The sequence below is a fragment of the Pseudomonas sp. SDO5532_S415 genome, from assembly GCF_054071155.1.
This window is the reverse complement of sequence record NZ_JBSVWS010000149.1, coordinates 1-15,562: the sequence shown is the minus strand read 5'-3', so window position 1 is coordinate 15,562 and position 15,562 is coordinate 1. Positions and strand designations below refer to the sequence as shown.

The window sequence follows — 15,562 nt, the reverse complement described above, 5'->3', positions numbered from 1 at the left end:
AATGCCACTGATCCAATGTGGGAGCGAGCCTGCTCGCGAAGGCCGCACCGCTTATTCTGGATCAACCCTCGGGTCCAGCAACTGCGCCCCCGGTCCCTGCTCCCCCAACACATCGCCAAAATTACGCAACGGACACGCCTCCATCGATAAACACCCACAACCGATGCAGCCATTGAGCCGGTCGCGCAACAGCGTCAGCTGATTGATCCGTTCATCCAGATCCCGACTCCACTGCGCCGACAAGCCCTTCCAGTCCGCCGCCGTCGGTGCTCGATTATCCGGCAAGGTATTCAGAGCCTCGCCGATTTCCGCCAATGGAATGCCCAGGCGCTGAGCTACCTTGATCAGCGCCACCCGTCGCAGCACCTCCCGTGGATATCGCCGCTGGTTGCCCTGATTGCGATTGCTTTTGATCAAGCCCTTGGACTCATAGAAGTGCAGCGCCGTGACCGCCACGCCGCTGCGCGCCGCCAACTGGCCGACGGTGAGCTCTTTATGCAGGTTTTCCGAGGTGATCATTTGAAAAATGCCCCTTGACCTCTAGTTAACTTGAGGTTTTAACCTGCACGCCTTCGGATCGCAAGATCCGTCTTACAGGTACTGGGGGACTATTCATGCAAGCGCCAGAGAAAAATCGCAGCTTCACCCAGCTGATCGAATTCGAGATCGAACCCCATCAGCAACCGGCACTGGTGTCGGCGTTATCCCGGCAGACCGAGCGTCTGGCTCAGCATTACAGCGGCTTTCTGAGTGCCAGCATTCAAGCCAGCGACGATGGCCGGCGGGTACTCAATTACCTGCAATGGCAAACCCGCGAGGCCGGGGAAGCCGCGTTCCGGAGTTTTGAAAGCGGCGAAGAGGATTTCTGGCAGTTGATCCGCATACACCAGGCGAAAACCGTGACCTTCGGCTCGTTCCAGGTACTGCACAGCCTGGAGCGCAGCCACGACCACGCACTGCATTGCAATCTGGTGGGTTAAATAGAGAGCTGCATCAACCGTTCACCCTGCACATTTTCCGTGGGCCGACGCTTGTTCACCGCCAGCTCGCCGATCTTGATCAGGCGCGTGCGGGTCACGTTGCGGCTCAGACCCAGCAGGGCAGCGGTGTGCACCTGGTTGTAATGACTGAAGCGGTAGGCGGCGCGCAGCAAGGCGTCTTCGACTTTCTCATGCAGCGCACCCGCCTGCTCTTCGAAGAGCTTCTGAAAAGCTCGATTCAGCAGTGCTTCGGCGGAGTCGTCGACCTGAGCATGGTCGTCATCCTGACGCTCGATGCGCATGTTCGACAGACGCAGGTCGTCGCGTTCGATCACGCCGTTGCGGCAAATCAGCAGGGTGTGGTGAATGACGTTTTCCAGTTCGCGAATGTTGCCTGGCCAACTGTAGCTGCGCAGTTTCAGTTCGGCCTCTTTGCTGATGGTGATGCTGCCGTAACCCAGGCGCTGGCTGTAGGCGTCGATGAAGTGGCGGGTCAGCGGCAGGATGTCGCCGGGACGATCGCGCAGCGGGCTCAACTCCAGGCTGACCACGTCGAGCCGGTAATACAGGTCTTCGCGAAAGTGCCCGGCGTTGATAGCTTTTTCCAGTTGCACGTTGGTCGCCGCCAGCACTCGCACATTGATGGGAATGCTCTTGCGCGAGCCCAGGCGCACCACTTCGCGTTCCTGTAGCACCCGCAGCAACTTGACCTGAATCGCCATCGGCAAATCGCCGATTTCATCGAGAAACAGCGTGCCGCCATCGGCCTCTTCGAACCAGCCGGCCTTGGCGCTCAACGCGCCGGTAAATGCGCCTTTCTCATGACCGAACAGCTCGGCCTCGACCAGGGATTCTGAAAACGCACCGCAGTTCACCGCCACGAACGGCCGGTTGCGCCGTGCGCTGAGGTTATGAATGTGTCGCGCCACCAGTTCTTTGCCAGTGCCGGTTTCGCCAATGATCAGCACACTGGCTTCACTCGGCGCGACTTGTTGCAGATGCGCGAGCAAGGCCTGGGATTTCGGGTCTTCGAACACCTGGGCCGTGGCACGGATCGACGTGGCCAGAGCGGGCGAGGGCGGTAAGGTCAGCAGTTGCATGGGGCACGCTCCTTGTAGGGCAAGCTATGAATAAAAAGTCGGAATCGGCAGGGCCTGGTTCAACGCCCAATCACCCAGTTCATGAATCTTGTAGTCCACCGGGTCATGCAGGGTTTGCGTGCGCAGGTTGCGCCAGTGCCGGTCCAGGCGCAGCGAGGCGTGAGTCGAGCGCGCGCCGGTCACTTCGAACAAGCGGCTACACAACTCCAGGCCATTGCGGGTCGCGGCAACCTTGGCGGTGGCGATAGCGGTGGCCAGATGCCCGCGTTCTTCGGCACTGAGATCCGGCCCTTTGGCCCACGCCTTGTCGAGCAGGTCGGCGGCGCGTTCCACCAGTAACCGTACGCCTTCGAGGGCGACCCAGAATTCGCCGTAGTGGCCGAGCACATAAGGGTCCTGGCGCACATCCCGAGCCGTGGATTTGTGCCACGGCCGGGTTTCGGTGAGCGTGTATTGCCGCGCTTCTTCGAAGGCGCCTTCGGCAATGCCGAGGAACATGTGGGTAAACGTGAGCTGGGCGATCAGCGGGCGCAGGCAGGCGAACGGCGTACTCAGCGGGCCCGGGTCGAGCAGCAGTTCCGATTCTTCGACGCGCACCCGTTCGAAGGTGGCGCTGCCGCTGTCGGTCTGGCGCTGGCCCATGTTGTTCCAGTCGTTGTGCAAGGTGATGCCGCTGCGACCGCTGGGGATGGCGGCGATCAACAGCTTGCCGCCCGCGCTTTCGTCCACCGCCGAGGCGATCAGCATTTCCGAGTCGCTGGCCCCGGAGCAGAAACTTTTCTTGCCGGAAAACTCACGCCAGCCTCCAAGGTTTTTCACCACGGTGCGGGTGTCCAAAGGATTGAGGGCATTGCCCCAGAACCAGTTCTTGCGCGCAGTCTGTTCGAACCACGGCTGCCATTGTTCGGGCCGGGCGAACAGGCGCACGGTGGCGAGCATCAGGTGATGGAAGCCGAACACGTGGGCAAGCGAACTGTCGACCTTGGCGAACTCGCGCACCACGGTCAGGGTTTCACTCCAGTTGGCGCCGAGGCCGCCGAATCGGGTGGGAATACTCAATGCAAGCAGGCCGCTGTGGCGCAGGGCGTCACGCTCGGCCTTGGGCGTACCGCCCCGCTCATCGCGCTCGACGGCGGTCAAGGCAAACCCGGCGGCCAATTGGCGGGCGGTTTGCAGCGGGGATATCAGGGCGCTGTGCGGCTTGGCAGTCACGCGGGATTCCTTCTAAAAGTCGACGCAGTACCCCTGTAGGAGCGAGCCTGCTCGCGAAGACGGTCTTTCAGACACTTCGATGTGAATGTGCTGCCGCCTTCGCGAGCAGGCTCGCTCCCACAGGGGTTGCAGGGTCAGGCCGTGGCTTTGGCGGGCAGCACATCATTGGCAATCATTTCGCCAAACGGCCCGGTCAGATTGGTGACACCGCGCCCGGCAAGGCTGGCGTATGGCTCGGGCAGCAGCGGGAACACCAGTTCGGCAAAGCGATAAGCTTCTTCGAGATGCGGATAGCCGGAGAAAATGAAACTCTCGATCCCCAGGTCCGCGTACTCCTTGATGCGCGCCGCCACCTGCTGCGGATCGCCCACCAACGCCGTCCCGGCACCGCCACGCACCAGGCCGACGCCGGCCCACAAATTGGGCGAAATTTCCAGGTTGTCGCGACGCCCGTCATGCAGTGCCGCCATGCGCCGCTGACCTTCCGAATCGAAACGCGAGAATGATTTCTGCGCCGCGGCGATGGTTTCGTCACTGATGTGTTCGATCAGTTTGTCTGCGGCTTTCCACGCCTGTTCGGCGGTTTCGCGCACGATCACATGCAGGCGAATCCCGAATTTCACCGTGCGTCCATGACGCGCAGCACGCTCACGGACATCGGCAAGCTTTTGCGCCACAGCAGCGGGTGGTTCGCCCCAGGTCAGGTAGACATCCACCTGTTCGGCAGCCAGGTCATGGGCGGCTTCGGACGAACCGCCAAAGTACAGCGGCGGATAGGGTTTCTGCACCGGCGGATACAGCGCCTTGGCATTTTGCACCCGCAGGTGTTTGCCCTCGAAATCCACCGATTCGCCTTGCAGCACCCGGCGCCAGATTTTCAGGAATTCGTCGGTGACTTCGTAGCGTTCGCTGTGATCGAGGAAGCTGCCGTCGCCGCGGTTTTCATCAGGATCGCCGCCGGTCACGACGTTGATCAGCAAGCGGCCGTTGGACAGGCGATCGAGCGTGGCGGCCATGCGCGCCGATACGGTCGGCGAAATGATCCCGGGGCGGATCGCCACCAGATAACGCAGACGCTCGGTCAACGGCACCAGCGCCGACGCGATCACCCACGAGTCTTCGCAGGAGCGGCCGGTGGGAATCAGCACTCCGTGGTAGCCGAGGCTGTCAGCAGCCTGCGCCACTTGCTTCAGGTAGTTGAGAGTCACCGGGCGAGCACCCTGGGTGGTGCCCAGGTAGTGGCCGTCGCCGTGGGTGGGTAGAAACCAGAAAACATCCATGAAGAAGTCCTTAAGCGATTTTCAGCAGATTGTTGGGATACGCACCGAACAACGGCGCGGCGCGTTCTGCAGCAAGACGAATGCGGGCCTTCAAGGGCTCACTGGTTATTTGGTAATTGGAGAAATCGGCTTCGGTGGCATACACGCCAATCGGCAAGGTCAGCGCCTGGAAGAAACTGAACAGCGGCCGTAACTGATGATCGAGCACCAGCGCATGGCGTTCGCTGCCACCGGTGGCGGCCAGCAGCACCGGGGTGTTGATCAGCGCATTCAGATCGATCAGGTCGAACAGGTGCTTGAGCAGGCCAGGGTAGGAACCGCGATACACCGGCGCGGCGACAATCAGCAAGTCGGCGTTTTCAATCGCTTGCAGCTCGGCTTCGATTTCCACGCTCACTTCCTGACGGGACAGCGCCGCGCCCAGTGGCCGGGCGATGTCGCCCAGTTCGATCAGCCTGCTCTCGATCGGCAGTTGCTCGGCCAATTGCGCCAATAGCGCTTGAGTCAGCACCAGGGTGCGGGAGGGACGCCAGGTGCCGCCGGAGAGGGCAACGACTTTCAATGGACGCGACATGATCAGTTCCTTTTTAAACAGTTGCTGGAGGAGCAGTGAGTCATCACTGGGCTTAACCCCCTTGAGCAAGAGCTGTACCAATCCCTTGAAGCCAGGTTTTACAAGGCTTGCAGCGCGTTGAGCAGTCCGCGCTGTTAATTTTGCAGGGCTGTTTGTTGAATGACTGTTGCCTGGCGAACAGTGGCGTGAGCAACAGTGCACCCGCGGATGGAGTTGTTATAAAGCTTCGTTGTTATTCCGTAAAAGAAGTTAAATTAATATTTATAGATCATTATAGAATATGTTGTGTTGAGGGGACTGAAATTAGGAAAACTCAATAGCGACTATCGAGAGCGTTGATTTCTGCCCGTGCGAAGGCGCGAGTAGCCTGTGTTCATTGCCCCGAACCCAGATTGCCAGGACGCTCAAGATGAAAACCCTGATCACCACTTTGCTGCTGTCGAGCCTTTCGGTTCTTGCCGGATGTGCCAGTCATGTATCTCCGGAATTGCGCCCCTACACCGCCGAAGAAACCCGGGAACTGGCGCTGGAGGCATTGAATCGCCGCGGTTTGTCCTTCGACGAATACCACGCGAAAAAAGCCGAAATCCTCGGTGAGTCGCCAAAGACGTTTGGCTTCGACAAGCAGGGTGAAATGAACGCCGAGCGGGCTGTACAGCTGCACGGTCGTCCAAGCTGAGCAAGAACTGTACTGCTCGAACTTTCACCTAACTGTCCATGGGTTTGCGCCGAGGTGTGCGATAGGGTCAATACCTGACCGACCCTGATGGACTGCCACCCATGACACTCTCGCTCGATCTGCTGCTGGGGTTCGCCCTGTTTGCCCTCGTCACCTCGATCACGCCCGGCCCGAACAACACGATGTTGCTGGCGTCCGGTGTGAACTTCGGCTTCAACCGCACCATTCCGCACATGCTTGGCATCACTTGTGGCTTTTTCGTGCTGGTCGTGGCGGTGGGTTTCGGCTTGGGCGCGGTGTTCCAGACTTACCCTGTGCTCTATACCGTGCTGCGATACGTTGGCGCGGCGTATTTGCTGTATCTGGCGTGGAAAATCGCCCATTCCGGGCCGGTTTCGGACAGTGACAAGGGCGAGGCCAAACCGATCAGCTACCTGGGCGCCGCCGCGTTTCAGTGGGTCAATCCCAAGGCCTGGATCATGGCCATCGGCGCGATCAGCACTTACACGCCGATGCAGGGTTACTTCACCAACGTCATCGTGATTGCCGCGGTGTTCGCCATCATTAACCTGCCGAGCGTTGGTGTCTGGGCCGCGTGCGGAACCCTGTTGCGCAACGTGCTGAAGGACCGCCGCTGGTTGCGCCTGTTCAACTGGGGCATGGCCGCGCTGCTGGTGGCATCGCTGTATCCGATCCTGCTCGAAAGCTTTAGCTGACGCATTGCTTCAACCGGTTGCCCGATGCCTGTTAAGCTCGCTTTTCAGGAGCGTTCCTACGCACTCTTAAATGAAGTTGTACTTCTTTAACGGCATCCGATCAGGTATTGGTAGCGCTCTGAAACCGGGCGCAGCTCACAAGGCTGCGTCTTGACGTTTACAGTCACGAGCTTCCTGATCCCGGAACACGCTCTGCGAGTCTTTTATGAATAAACGTCCGTTGTATTTCGACTACGCCGCCACCACGCCGGTGGATGAGCGGGTCATCAAGGTCATGGTCGAGTGTCTGGGGTTCAGCGGCAATTTCGGCAACCCCGCTTCCAGCTCCCACGCCTTCGGTCAACAGGCCCGGCAGTCGGTCGAGCAGGCGCGGCGCCAGGTTGCCGAACTGGTCGGCGCCCTCCCTGCGCAGATCGTCTGGACCTCCGGCGCCACCGAATCCAACAACCTGGCCCTCAAGGGCGTCGCCCAGGCGCGCGGCGTTGCCGGCGGCCACATCATCACCAGCCAGATCGAACACAAGGCTATCCTCGATACCGCGAAGCAGTTGCAGGATGCCGGTGTCGCGGTAACGTACCTGGTGCCGGACGCCGATGGCCTGATCACCCCGCAAGCGGTCAGCGAAGCCATGCGCGAGGACACCTTTCTGGTGTCGCTGATGCTGGTCAATAACGAACTCGGTACGGTCAACGACATCCCGGCCATCGGTCAGCGGGTGCGTGATCGCCAGGCGTTGTTCCATGTCGACGCAGCGCAGGGCGCAGGTAAAGTGGCGATTGACCTGGCCGAGTGGCCGGTGGACCTGATGTCCTTTTCGGCGCACAAACTCTATGGCCCCAAGGGTATCGGCGCACTGTACGTCGGGCCGCGCGCGCAACAGCGCTTGCTGGCACAGATCCACGGCGGTGGGCACGAGGGCGGTTTGCGTTCCGGCACCCTGGCGACGCATCAAATCGTCGCCATGGGCGAGGCTTTTGCGCTGGCGGCGGCTGCATTCGATGAAGAAAAAACCTTGATCGTGCATCTGCGAGAGCGCTTGCTCGAGCAACTGTTCAGCATTCCCGGCGTACGCCTCAACGGCAGCCCGAGCCAACGCATCCCCCATACCCTGAGCCTGACCTTCAATGAAGGCGAGTTCAATTCGACGGTATTGCTCGCCTCGATCGCGTTTTCCGCGACTTCGGCCTGCAATTCCGCGAGCAATGCACCCTCCCACGTGCTGCTAGCGCTGGGGCATGACGCTCGCGCGGCGAGTCGCACCATTCGCTTGAGCCTGGGGCGTTTCACCACCGAGCAGGACATCGATCAAGCGGCACAATTGATTAAAGCAGCCTGCGCCAGTGCTCCGGCATTTTGGCAATAGGGCAAAAAAAAGCGCCGGCATTGATCGCAATGCTGTTCACTTAGGCGGATCTTGAGTCAGTGAGACATCTGTGGCGAGGGAGCTTGCTCCCGCTTGAGTGCGCAGCACTCACAAAAATCGCAATGGTTGTCAGATTTTTGGGGCCGCTGCGCAGCCCAACGCGAGCAAGCTCGCTCGCCACAGGAATTGGTAAGACTCAACATTTCTTAAGTAAACAGCGTTCCGGCATTGATCGGCGCTACACAACAACACAAACAATGATAAGTGGTTAGCAGGAGTCACGATGAGTACGCAGTCTTCGATCAATGGATCGGTGCCCCAGCGCCTGGCGCAAACCCGCGAGCTGATGAGCCGGGAGGGCATTCACGCGCTTCTGGTGCCGTCGGCCGACCCACACCTGTCTGAATACTTGCCGGGCTACTGGCAAGGGCGCCAGTGGTTGTCCGGTTTCCATGGTTCGGTCGGCACCCTGATCGTCACCCCGGATTTTGCCGGTGTCTGGGCCGACAGCCGTTATTGGGAACAAGCGACCAAGGAACTCAAGGGCAGCGGCATCGAACTGGTCAAGCTGCAGCCGGGCCAACCGAGTCCTCTGGACTGGCTGGCCGAACAAACCCCTGAGGGCGGCGTCGTCGCGGTCGATGGAGCGGTGATGGCCGTGGCTTCGGCGCGAACCCTGGGCAGCAAACTCGAAGATCGCGGCGCGCGCCTGCGCACTGACATCGATCTATTGAACGAAGTCTGGACTGATCGCCCGATTCTGCCGAACGAACCGATCTATCAGCACTTGCCACCGCAGGCCACTGTCAGCCGTGGCGAAAAACTCGCCAAGCTGCGCGAAGCCTTGCGGGCAAAGGGTGCCGACTGGCATTTCATCGCCACCCTCGATGACATCGCCTGGCTGTTCAACCTGCGCGGCGGCGATGTGTCGTTCAACCCGGTCTTCGTGTCTTTTGCGTTGATCAGCCAGCAGCAAGCCACTTTGTTCGTGGCTTTGAGCAAGGTCGATGCCCAGTTGCGTGCGGTGCTTGAGCAGGACGGCGTGACCCTGCGCGATTACAGCGAAGTGGCGGCTGCGCTGAGCGCGGTGCCGAACGATGCGAGCCTGTTGGTCGACCCGGCACGCGTAACGGCCGGTCTGCTGGGCAACCTGAGCAGCGGCGTCAAGCTGATCGAAGGCCTGAACCCGACCACCCTGGCCAAGTCGCAGAAGAGCCTGGCCGATGCCGAGCACATTCGTCAGGCCATGGAGCAGGACGGTGCAGCGCTCTGTGAGTTTTTCACCTGGCTCGACTCGGCGCTGGGCCGTGAGCGCATCACCGAGTTGACCATCGACGAAAAACTCACCGCTGCGCGTGAACGTCGTCCGGGTTACGTGTCGCTGAGCTTCAATACTATCGCGGCGTTCAACGCCAACGGCGCGATGCCGCATTACCACGCCACCGAAGAAGAGCACGCGGTGATCGAAGGTGACGGCCTGTTGCTGATCGACTCCGGCGGCCAGTACCTGGGCGGCACGACGGATATCACGCGGATGGTGCCGGTGGGAACACCGACGGCCGAGCAGAAGCGCGATTGCACCCGCGTGCTCAAAGGCGTGATTGCCTTGTCTCGCGCCCAGTTCCCCAAAGGCATTCTGTCGCCACTGCTCGATGCCATCGCCCGCGCGCCGATCTGGGCCGAAAGCGTCGATTACGGTCACGGTACCGGGCACGGTGTGGGCTACTTCCTCAACGTTCACGAAGGCCCGCAAGTCATCGCCTATCAAGCTGCGCCAGCGCCGCAAACCGCGATGCAACCGGGCATGATCACTTCCATCGAACCGGGCACCTACCGTCCGGGCCGCTGGGGTGTTCGCATCGAGAACCTGGCAATGAACCGCGAAGCTGGCAGCAGCGAATTCGGCGAGTTCTTGAAATTCGAAACCCTGACCCTGTGCCCGATCGACACCCGTTGCCTGGAACCGTCGCTGCTGACCGAAGAGGAAAAGCAGTGGTTCAACGCTTACCACGCCGAAGTGCGCGAGCGTTTGAGTCCGTTGCTGGACGGCGCGGCCCTTGAATGGCTGAACACTCGTACGGCGGCTATTTAACCAGCTGCAGCTCGGGCGCTGATTCCAGCGCCAGAGCCATGTAATCGACAAAGGCTTTGACCCTGGCGGATTGGCGACGATTCGCCGGGGACACGGCATGTATCGGCAGTGATTGCGGGGTGAATTCCTGCAATATCGCGGCCACTCTCCCGGCTTTCAGATCCTCGCTGAACAGCCATGTCGGTGACAACGCGATCCCCAATCCTCCCAGCACCATCTCGCGAATCGCTTCGGAGTTGTTGCTTTGCGCATTGCCCTTGATCCGTACTTCGTGACGCTGGGCACCTTTCTCATAAATCCATAGGTTCTGACTGTTTAGCAGGTTGAACAGCAGGCAATTGTGCCCGCTCAGTTCCTGCGGTGTGCGGGGCTGACCGTGTCGCACCAGATAATCCGGGGTTGCGACCGTCACCCGGTGGGTGGTACCGACATGGCGGGCGATCAAGCCGCTGTCGTTCAATGTGCCGATCCTGAACGTGACGTCCAGGCCTTCGCTGACCAGGTCCTGGTTCTGGTCGCTCAGTTGCAGGTCAATCTGAACTTCAGGATGACGCCTGAGAAACTCCGGCAGACGCGGCGCAATCTGCAAGCGCCCGAAGCTGACCGAGGAACCGATTCTCAGTGGCCCTGCGATGACTTCCCGGCCGGACTGGAAGCTGTGTTCGGCGGCGTCCACCGCTGCGAGGATTCGGCGACACTCGGTGTAGTAGCGCTGTCCTTCATCGGTCAGGGAAAGTCGTCGGGTGCTGCGGGCTATCAGCTCGCCCCCGAGTTCCGACTCCAAAGCTCGCAGCACTTTGCTGATGGTCGGCTGGCTGGTTTGCATCTCCCGGGCAACGGCGGAAAAGCTGCCGCGTTCGACCACCCGGACGAAAATGGCCATTGCATTGAGTTTGTCCACAGGGTTTCTCATTCATGCCAAATGGGCATGCTCACTATAGCGATACAGCGTCTTATCGGCATGAGTGGGTTGGCGGAAGATCAATCCTACAACCACTTCTGATGGAAATAGGCGAAATGACTGACTCACTGCACATGCGCGCGCTGATTGTTGACTCGGCTAATGCACCGCTACGCTTGGCTTCCATTCAGCGACCGATACCTGGAGCGGGGCAGGTGCTGGTGCGGATTGCCGCCAGCGGGGTGAATCCGCTGGATGGGAAAATCCGCTCAGGCCAGGCCGCTCATGCACGTCAGCCGTTACCGGCGGTGTTGGGCATGGATCTGGCGGGAACGGTGGAAGCGTTGGGGAAGGGCGTCATTGACTGGGAGCCGGGCGATGAGGTTTACGCCATGGCAACGGGGATTGGCGGGGTCCAGGGTTCGTTGGCCGAGTACGCAGTGGTCGATGCGCGGTTGCTGGCGCATAAGCCGGGCAATCTGAGCATGCGTCAAGCCGCAGCATTGCCGTTGGTACTGATCACGGCGTGGGAAGGATTGGTCGACCGTGCTCGGGTTCGGGCGGGTCAGAAAGTGTTGATTCACGGCGGGGCGGGTGGAGTGGGGCATGTCGCTGTGCAAATCTGCCGTGCATTCGGTGCCGAGGTGTTTGCGACGGGTTCTGCTTGGCAGCAGGGGTTGATAGAGGACTTGGGGGCAACCTTTATCGATTATCACGAGTCGTCGGTCGAGGACTATGTGACTGAGTACACGGCCGGGGAGGGATTCGATATTGTCTATGACACAGTGGGTGGTGAAACACTGGATGCGTCATTCAAAGCTGTGCGGATGTATCACGGTCATGTGGTGAGTTGCCTGGGCTGGGGCCAGCACAGTCTCGCGCCACTTTCATTTCGCGGGGCGACTTATTCCGGTGTCTTCACCTTGTTGCCGCTGCTGACGGGGCATGGACGTGAGCATCACGGTGAAATTTTGCGCGAGGCGGCAAGCTTGATCGAGGCGGGCAGGCTCACACCGATGCTCGATCCACGGCGGTTCACTTTGCAAACCGCCGAGGTCGCCCTTGGGCTGCTCCTGTCGGGGGCGGCACAGGGGCGGTTGGTCATCGAGGTTTAACCCAGGGCTTCGCGGACGAACTCCAGACGGTCCTGGCCGAAGAACAACTGACCATCGACAAACATGCTCGGTGCGCCGAATACACCGCGCTGTACCGCTTTCTCGGTGTTGGCCTTGAGCGCGGCTTTGACTTCCTCATCGGTCGTCAGGGCCAGCACTTCGTTGGGGTCGAAACCATTGCGGGTTAGCACTGCCGCCACAGTTGCCGGTTCATCGAGGCTGCGGCCTTCAACCCACAGCGCTTTGAACAGGCAATCGATGAATGCGGCAAAGCGCTCGGGATGGCGCAACTGCATGCCGGTGACGGCGCGCATGAGCATCAGGGTGTTGATCGGGAAATGCGCGTTGAACTTCAGTGGCACATCGTAGCGTCTGGCGTAACGGTCGAGGTCCTGAAACATGTAGCGACCCTTGGCTGCAATGGTCGCGGGTGAAGCGTTGCCGGTGGCTTTAAACACGCCGCCAAGCAGGATCGGGATGTAGATCAACTGGCTGTCGGTTTGCTCACAGATCTTGGGCAGCTGGGTGTACGCCAGGTAGGTGGCGGGGCTGCCCAGGTCAAACAGGAACTCCACGGTTTTGCTCATGGTCGATGCACTCTGATTATTGTTGTAGGGGGGCTTACCAGCGTTCGCTCCAGGGACGCAGGTCCAGCTCGAAGGTCCAAGCGTCGCGGGGCTGGCTGTGCAGGTACCAGTAGTTTTCGGCAATGTGTTCGGGGTTGAGAATGCCGTCCTGATCCTTGGTGGCGTATTTTTCGGGGAAGTTGTCGCGGATGAAATCGGTATCGATGGCACCGTCGACGATGATGTGCGCGACGTGGATATTCATAGGTCCAAGTTCGCGGGCCATGCTTTGCGCCAGCGCACGGATCCCATGCTTGGCACCTGCGAATGCGGCAAAGCCAGCGGCACCGCGCATACCGGCAGTGGCACCGGTAAACAGAATTGTGCCCCGTTGTCGCTTGGCCATTCGCTTGGCCACTTCGCGGCCGTTGAGGAACCCTGAGAAACAGGCCATTTCCCAGATCTTGAAATACTTGCGGGCAGTTTCTTCGAGAATGCTGCAGGGGACGTTGGCGCCGATGTTGAACACAAACGCTTCAATGGGCCCTATTTCGTTTTCGATCTGCTCGACCAGCGCCACCACGTCTTCTTCCTTGCGGGCATCGCAAGCGAAACCGTGAGCCTCGCCACCGTTGGCGCGGATGATATCTACCAAGGGTTGCAGCTTATCCGCGCTACGGCGGGTGACGCAGGCGACAAATCCTTCCTGTGCAAAGCGCCTTGCAATGGCGCCGCCGGTGGCATCGCCTGCACCGACAACGAGTACGACCTTCTTGTTGTTCATGGGTAGATCCCTTTAGTAAACGATCGTTAACTAAACGAACGTTATGCTACGATTCGGTCAGCGTCAAGGTGATCAACCCAGAGGAAAGGGCAATGCGTTACTCGGCCAATCACAAACTGGAAACCAGGGAGAAACTGCTGCAAAGCAGCGCGGTGTCTGCCAAGAAGGCCGGTTTTTCCACGGTGGGTGTCGACGGCCTGATGAAAGCGATCGGATTGAGTGGTGGCGCTTTTTACAGCCACTTTTCGTCGAAGGATGAGTTGTTCGCTTCAATTGTCGAACGTGAGTTGCGCCAGAGTCTTGAACGATTGGGGGCTGATCAGGATCGCGACAAGCTTGAGCGCTGCTTGAAGCACTACCTCAGTATGTCCCACGTGGATCATCCGGAAACTGGCTGCGCATTGCCGGCTCTGGGCGCCGAAATTGCCCGTTCTGACGTGATGATTCGACAGCAGGCGGAGCACTGGATTTGTCGACTTCAGGAGAGTTGGGCACAGGTGCTGGAGAGCGACAGTCTGGCCTGGGCCATCCTGTCGCAATGCATTGGTGCGTTAGTGGTGGCGCGGATGCTTGCCACGCCAGAGCTTCAGCGTAAGGTGCTGAAGTCCAGTTACGATGAGATCGGCCGTCAGATTAGCGGTACTGGAAACTATCAATTTATTTGCAAATGACGATCATGCTGCGGCTGGTATAGCCCGCTGGGTTGAGGCCAAACGGATAATCGCCGGGCTCTTCCACGGCATCCCCTGACTTGGCGATGACCTTATATCCCTTGGGGGCACACGAATTGGTAGCGCTGGCGTAGCACTTGTCCCAAGAGGATGACAGTCCGGAACAGTTGATGTGCAGCCCTTTCTTGCCGTGTTTCGTTTGCGTTTTCGACGTTGCCGCGCAGCCCGCAACTGCCAGTACGGCGATCAGTATCAAAATTCGTTTCATTGCTTTCCTTGGTGCATTTCCGGATCTGACGCCCGGTCTGGCAGAATTCGCTTACGTTTGAAGCGTTCTGATATCCCTATCCTGAAAAATCCATGGCTTACACTAGGTTGCGGACCTAAACATGGCCTAAATGAGCGGTAAATACCAGCACCTCGTCAAATCTTGCATTAATCCGCCGCAACGGCGGGCTTTGAGGCGCTGCCCATGGTCATAGTGGCGCCGACGGAAGCCAGGATGATGCACAGGATAGCCATCCATTGTGACAGGGAGAGGTATTCGTGCAAGAACAGCAAGCCGGACAACGCACCGAATGCGGGTTCAATGCTCATCAATGTGCCAAAGGTCCTGGCCGGCATGCGTGTGAGTGCGACCATCTCCAGTGTGTAGGGTAGGGCGGTGGACAGGATGGCGACACCGATGGCGATCGGGATCAGGGATGGCGTCAGCAGTGCGGCACCTGCATGAACGATTCCGATGGGGGCCACGAACAGAGCGGCAATCATCACGCCCAGTGCAGCAGTTTGCACGCCATTATCAGAACCGGCCTTTTGACCGAATAGGATGTACAGCGCCCAGCAGACCCCGGCGCCCAATGCGTACCCGGCACCTGGCAGGTCGATACTCGCAGTCGTGGCACCGGTCGGTATCAGCAACAGCAATCCGACAGCCGCCAGGGCTATCCAGAGAAAGTCGATTGCCCGGCGTGAGGCGTAAATGGCAACGGCCAATGGTCCGGTGAATTCCAATGCCACCGCAATCCCCAGGGGGACTGTGCGCAAGGACATATAGAAGAGGAAGTTCATGCCACCGAGCGCCATGCCGTAGACGATGACGGTGCGCAGGGACTTGGCTGTAAGCTTCGCTCGCCATGGACGCAGCAATAACAACATGATCACGCTGGCGAAAATCAGGCGCAGGGTAGTTGTCCCCTGGGCACCGATGACAGGGAACATGCTTTTGGCCAGGGAAGCTCCGGACTGGATCGATGCCATGGCTATTAATAGCAGGCCCACCGAAAACAAGGTCGAGGCAAGGCTGCGAGGCTGATCATTCATTGAGTGGCGTCGTCCGAAGTGAGGAGCTTGGGTGCTGTTGTTGGTATTGGGCAATATACTGCGCAATCACCGCGGGCGCGTCTATATATAGGCAGGTAATTTGTTCCTTCTGATAGAAAAACCAAATCAGTGCTTGACGGCAGATTTCAGATGTCTATAATTCGCCCCACTTCCGGCGCAGTCGAAACGGAAAACTCCTTGGTAAA

At 59.4% G+C, this 15,562-nt stretch carries 17 protein-coding genes; 7 read left to right on the top strand and 10 right to left on the bottom strand.

The annotated features are described in order from the left end of the window. Nucleotides 1-51: 51 nt before the first annotated feature. Nucleotides 52-519 carry a redox-sensitive transcriptional activator SoxR gene (gene soxR, locus ACW9HW_RS24000; protein ID WP_457401938.1) on the bottom strand — a complete coding sequence of 156 codons (468 nt, stop codon included), beginning with the start codon at nucleotides 517-519 and terminating at the stop codon, nucleotides 52-54. 95 nt (nucleotides 520-614) lie between these two features. Here soxR and ACW9HW_RS23995 point away from each other — a divergent pair, with 95 nt between their 5' ends. Then, nucleotides 615-980 carry an antibiotic biosynthesis monooxygenase gene (locus ACW9HW_RS23995; protein WP_457401937.1) on the top strand — a complete coding sequence of 122 codons (366 nt, stop codon included), beginning with the start codon at nucleotides 615-617 and terminating at the stop codon, nucleotides 978-980. Here ACW9HW_RS23995 and ACW9HW_RS23990 read toward each other — a convergent pair. The 4 genes from ACW9HW_RS23990 to msuE all read right to left on the bottom strand — a co-directional run bounded on the left by ACW9HW_RS23990 (nucleotide 977) and on the right by msuE (nucleotide 5,146). Further along, nucleotides 977-2,080, bottom strand: a complete 1,104-nt coding sequence (locus tag ACW9HW_RS23990) for a sigma-54 interaction domain-containing protein (RefSeq protein WP_457401936.1) — start codon at nucleotides 2,078-2,080, stop codon at nucleotides 977-979. The genes ACW9HW_RS23995 and ACW9HW_RS23990 overlap by 4 nt on opposite strands. A 24-nt stretch (nucleotides 2,081-2,104) precedes the next feature. Next, on the bottom strand, nucleotides 2,105-3,292 hold the full coding sequence (locus tag ACW9HW_RS23985) for an acyl-CoA dehydrogenase family protein (RefSeq protein ID WP_095197423.1): 1,188 nt from the start codon (nucleotides 3,290-3,292) through the stop codon (nucleotides 2,105-2,107). 134 nt (nucleotides 3,293-3,426) lie between these two features. Continuing rightward, nucleotides 3,427-4,572: an FMNH2-dependent alkanesulfonate monooxygenase gene (ssuD, locus tag ACW9HW_RS23980; RefSeq protein ID WP_457401935.1), complete on the bottom strand. Its 1,146-nt coding sequence runs from the start codon at nucleotides 4,570-4,572 to the stop codon at nucleotides 3,427-3,429. Between the two features lie 10 nt (nucleotides 4,573-4,582). After that, nucleotides 4,583-5,146: an FMN reductase gene (msuE, locus tag ACW9HW_RS23975; RefSeq protein ID WP_095197424.1), complete on the bottom strand. Its 564-nt coding sequence runs from the start codon at nucleotides 5,144-5,146 to the stop codon at nucleotides 4,583-4,585. A 409-nt stretch (nucleotides 5,147-5,555) separates the two neighbouring features. Between msuE and ACW9HW_RS23970 the strand changes: the two genes are divergently transcribed. The 4 genes from ACW9HW_RS23970 (at nucleotide 5,556) to ACW9HW_RS23955 (ending at nucleotide 9,996) form a co-directional block, all read left to right on the top strand. Next, entirely contained in the window at nucleotides 5,556-5,825 is a 270-nt protein-coding gene (locus ACW9HW_RS23970) for a hypothetical protein (protein ID WP_095197425.1), read from the top strand. Nucleotides 5,826-5,926: 101 nt separating this feature from the next. Continuing rightward, on the top strand, nucleotides 5,927-6,541 hold the full coding sequence (locus ACW9HW_RS23965; protein ID WP_095197426.1) for a LysE family translocator: 615 nt from the start codon (nucleotides 5,927-5,929) through the stop codon (nucleotides 6,539-6,541). 205 nt (nucleotides 6,542-6,746) lie between these two features. Continuing rightward, nucleotides 6,747-7,904, top strand: coding sequence for a cysteine desulfurase family protein (locus ACW9HW_RS23960; protein ID WP_095197427.1), 1,158 nt, complete (start codon nucleotides 6,747-6,749; stop codon nucleotides 7,902-7,904). 283 nt (nucleotides 7,905-8,187) lie between these two features. Next, nucleotides 8,188-9,996, top strand: coding sequence for an aminopeptidase P family protein (locus tag ACW9HW_RS23955; protein WP_457401934.1), 1,809 nt, complete (start codon nucleotides 8,188-8,190; stop codon nucleotides 9,994-9,996). Here ACW9HW_RS23955 and ACW9HW_RS23950 read toward each other — a convergent pair. Next, complete coding sequence (locus tag ACW9HW_RS23950; protein WP_170948769.1) at nucleotides 9,989-10,909, bottom strand: LysR family transcriptional regulator; 921 nt, start codon at nucleotides 10,907-10,909, stop codon at nucleotides 9,989-9,991. The two genes, ACW9HW_RS23955 and ACW9HW_RS23950, sit on opposite strands and share 8 nt — an antisense overlap. Before the next feature lie 104 nt (nucleotides 10,910-11,013). Between ACW9HW_RS23950 and ACW9HW_RS23945 the strand changes: the two genes are divergently transcribed. Further along, on the top strand, nucleotides 11,014-12,012 hold the full coding sequence (locus ACW9HW_RS23945) for a zinc-dependent alcohol dehydrogenase family protein (RefSeq protein ID WP_095197430.1): 999 nt from the start codon (nucleotides 11,014-11,016) through the stop codon (nucleotides 12,010-12,012). Here the strand turns inward: ACW9HW_RS23945 and ACW9HW_RS23940 are convergent. Then, complete coding sequence (locus tag ACW9HW_RS23940; RefSeq protein WP_095197431.1) at nucleotides 12,009-12,599, bottom strand: 2-hydroxychromene-2-carboxylate isomerase; 591 nt, start codon at nucleotides 12,597-12,599, stop codon at nucleotides 12,009-12,011. The genes ACW9HW_RS23945 and ACW9HW_RS23940 overlap by 4 nt on opposite strands. 34 nt (nucleotides 12,600-12,633) lie before the next feature. Continuing rightward, nucleotides 12,634-13,362 carry an SDR family oxidoreductase gene (locus ACW9HW_RS23935; protein WP_095197432.1) on the bottom strand — a complete coding sequence of 243 codons (729 nt, stop codon included), beginning with the start codon at nucleotides 13,360-13,362 and terminating at the stop codon, nucleotides 12,634-12,636. A gap of 92 nt (nucleotides 13,363-13,454) precedes the next feature. On the opposite strand from ACW9HW_RS23935, the gene ACW9HW_RS23930 reads away from it, so the two are divergent. Then, nucleotides 13,455-14,033 (top strand): TetR/AcrR family transcriptional regulator, encoded by a 579-nt coding sequence (locus ACW9HW_RS23930; protein WP_457401933.1) that lies wholly within the window; start codon nucleotides 13,455-13,457, stop codon nucleotides 14,031-14,033. Here the strand turns inward: ACW9HW_RS23930 and ACW9HW_RS23925 are convergent. Together ACW9HW_RS23925 and rhtA are read right to left on the bottom strand one after the other, a co-directional pair. Further along, nucleotides 14,020-14,301: a hypothetical protein gene (locus ACW9HW_RS23925; protein ID WP_095197434.1), complete on the bottom strand. Its 282-nt coding sequence runs from the start codon at nucleotides 14,299-14,301 to the stop codon at nucleotides 14,020-14,022. The two genes, ACW9HW_RS23930 and ACW9HW_RS23925, sit on opposite strands and share 14 nt — an antisense overlap. Before the next feature lie 167 nt (nucleotides 14,302-14,468). Beyond that, the gene (rhtA, locus tag ACW9HW_RS23920; RefSeq protein WP_095197435.1) at nucleotides 14,469-15,356 is read right to left on the bottom strand and encodes a threonine/homoserine exporter RhtA; all 888 of its coding nucleotides are present in this window, start codon (nucleotides 15,354-15,356) and stop codon (nucleotides 14,469-14,471) included. Nucleotides 15,357-15,562: the final 206 nt, after the last annotated feature.

What these genes read in the sequence shown, in the direction of transcription:
- soxR (WP_457401938.1), bottom strand. Translation starts at nt 519, where the DNA reads ATGATCACCTCGGAAAACCTGCATAAAGAGCTCACCGTCGGCCAGTTG.
- ACW9HW_RS23995 (WP_457401937.1), top strand. Translation starts at nt 615, where the DNA reads ATGCAAGCGCCAGAGAAAAATCGCAGCTTCACCCAGCTGATCGAATTC.
- ACW9HW_RS23990 (WP_457401936.1), bottom strand. Translation starts at nt 2,080, where the DNA reads ATGCAACTGCTGACCTTACCGCCCTCGCCCGCTCTGGCCACGTCGATC.
- ssuD (WP_457401935.1), bottom strand. Translation starts at nt 4,572, where the DNA reads ATGGATGTTTTCTGGTTTCTACCCACCCACGGCGACGGCCACTACCTG.
- msuE (WP_095197424.1), bottom strand. Translation starts at nt 5,146, where the DNA reads ATGTCGCGTCCATTGAAAGTCGTTGCCCTCTCCGGCGGCACCTGGCGT.
- ACW9HW_RS23970 (WP_095197425.1), top strand. Translation starts at nt 5,556, where the DNA reads ATGAAAACCCTGATCACCACTTTGCTGCTGTCGAGCCTTTCGGTTCTT.
- ACW9HW_RS23965 (WP_095197426.1), top strand. Translation starts at nt 5,927, where the DNA reads ATGACACTCTCGCTCGATCTGCTGCTGGGGTTCGCCCTGTTTGCCCTC.
- ACW9HW_RS23960 (WP_095197427.1), top strand. Translation starts at nt 6,747, where the DNA reads ATGAATAAACGTCCGTTGTATTTCGACTACGCCGCCACCACGCCGGTG.
- ACW9HW_RS23955 (WP_457401934.1), top strand. Translation starts at nt 8,188, where the DNA reads ATGAGTACGCAGTCTTCGATCAATGGATCGGTGCCCCAGCGCCTGGCG.
- ACW9HW_RS23950 (WP_170948769.1), bottom strand. Translation starts at nt 10,909, where the DNA reads ATGAGAAACCCTGTGGACAAACTCAATGCAATGGCCATTTTCGTCCGG.
- ACW9HW_RS23945 (WP_095197430.1), top strand. Translation starts at nt 11,014, where the DNA reads ATGACTGACTCACTGCACATGCGCGCGCTGATTGTTGACTCGGCTAAT.
- ACW9HW_RS23940 (WP_095197431.1), bottom strand. Translation starts at nt 12,599, where the DNA reads ATGAGCAAAACCGTGGAGTTCCTGTTTGACCTGGGCAGCCCCGCCACC.
- ACW9HW_RS23935 (WP_095197432.1), bottom strand. Translation starts at nt 13,362, where the DNA reads ATGAACAACAAGAAGGTCGTACTCGTTGTCGGTGCAGGCGATGCCACC.
- ACW9HW_RS23930 (WP_457401933.1), top strand. Translation starts at nt 13,455, where the DNA reads ATGCGTTACTCGGCCAATCACAAACTGGAAACCAGGGAGAAACTGCTG.
- ACW9HW_RS23925 (WP_095197434.1), bottom strand. Translation starts at nt 14,301, where the DNA reads ATGAAACGAATTTTGATACTGATCGCCGTACTGGCAGTTGCGGGCTGC.
- rhtA (WP_095197435.1), bottom strand. Translation starts at nt 15,356, where the DNA reads ATGAATGATCAGCCTCGCAGCCTTGCCTCGACCTTGTTTTCGGTGGGC.